The sequence below is a fragment of the Microcoleus sp. S36b_A4 genome (assembly GCF_036700645.1).
In the GTDB taxonomy this organism is placed as follows: Bacteria; Cyanobacteriota; Cyanobacteriia; order Cyanobacteriales; family Microcoleaceae; genus Microcoleus.
In genome coordinates this window covers 1-1173 of the sequence record NZ_JAUBPI010000227.1, presented here as the reverse complement: position 1 = coordinate 1173, position 1173 = coordinate 1, and the positions used below count along the sequence as shown (strand labels likewise).

General features: G+C 39.4%; 1 protein-coding gene. It reads left to right on the top strand.

Annotated features, from left to right (window positions below; genetic code table 11):
- The first annotated feature begins 126 nt into the window (after positions 1-126).
- A complete protein-coding gene (locus tag QUA03_RS28910) occupies positions 127-795 on the top strand; it encodes a hypothetical protein (RefSeq protein WP_333217166.1) in 669 nt (222 codons plus the stop codon).
- The last annotated feature ends 378 nt before the right edge of the window (positions 796-1173 follow it).

The window sequence follows — 1173 nt, the reverse complement described above, 5'->3', positions numbered from 1 at the left end:
TGACCAGTTTTTTTTCAACAATTCTCTAAAAGCCTCTTGACAAAAGACTTACAGTCTTAACTTGTCACCAATGTACTTACCCAGAGAATCAAGCGTAGCTTCTTCGATTACGTGCGTCAAGGAATTATGCTCGACGCTGTTTGTCGGTATCGCTTATATAAATCGCAGTATCAGGACTTTGCCGAATACTGCAAACTCGCTTTAGGTCGATCGCACTTTTACTGTAAAAAGATTATCCAAGCTGCTCACATCTGTCTTAGACTCATCAAAGCTAACTTCAAAACCCTTCCCACATCGGTATCTCAGGCTTTGCCACTACTTAAATTTGCAAAAGTTGATAAGTATGGTGATTCTGAGCTTCAAGATAAATGGCAGACTGTTCTTGATGGTTTTCCTCCTCAATCGATAACAGTGGCTAAAATCCAAGAAGCTTTGGATGAAAATCCAGAGGATAGAGCCAAGCAAGTTCGTATCAAGGGCAAAGCTTATAAGCTTTTGCAAGAAAAAGCTTCTGCTGCTGGAATGTCGGTATCAGAGTATCTTGAGTATTTGATTGGTGGTGAATTGGTTTCTGAAGATAATTTATCTAATGATGAAGAGGAACATTTTTCCAGTGTGCGATCGGATGAACAGACTGTTGATGTTGAATATACTTCAGACCAACAAGCAATTTTGGCAGATTTGGATGTTGTTTTTAAATCGCCTGATGATGGCTGCCTAACTCAGCGGCCGAAACTCGTTTTGAGTAGCGGATTGAGTCCAAATCATCCGTCGGTCAATCAATCTGCAACTTAGGGCTTTAAAGACGAAACAAGCTGTATTGGCTTTTTTATTTTCGCAAGCTCGGTTACTCTTTGATTGATTGCAATTTTCCCCTGCAATTTATAGCTTTAAGAGTGAATTAGGCTTCTGGCCTTTGGGTGATTCATAAGCTTTGCTATGGGGATTTGGAAACTATCACTTGTAAAAATTGAATGCAAATTATCGGACTTGACATCAGCAAGGCCTCAGTTTCTGCTTGCCTTTTATTGCAGAAACCAACTGAACCTCGACAATTTTATTATGATTATGACTTTCACAAGTTTGATGCTACAGCAGACCTCTTGCGAAAGTGCGCTCGTTCTAGGTAAAATAAAAGAAAAAATTAGCTCCCATAATATGAAGTACGAACAA

Coding starts and splice junctions, on each gene's coding strand:
- QUA03_RS28910 (WP_333217166.1), top strand. CDS start 127: ATGCTCGACGCTGTTTGTCGGTATCGCTTATATAAATCGCAGTATCAG.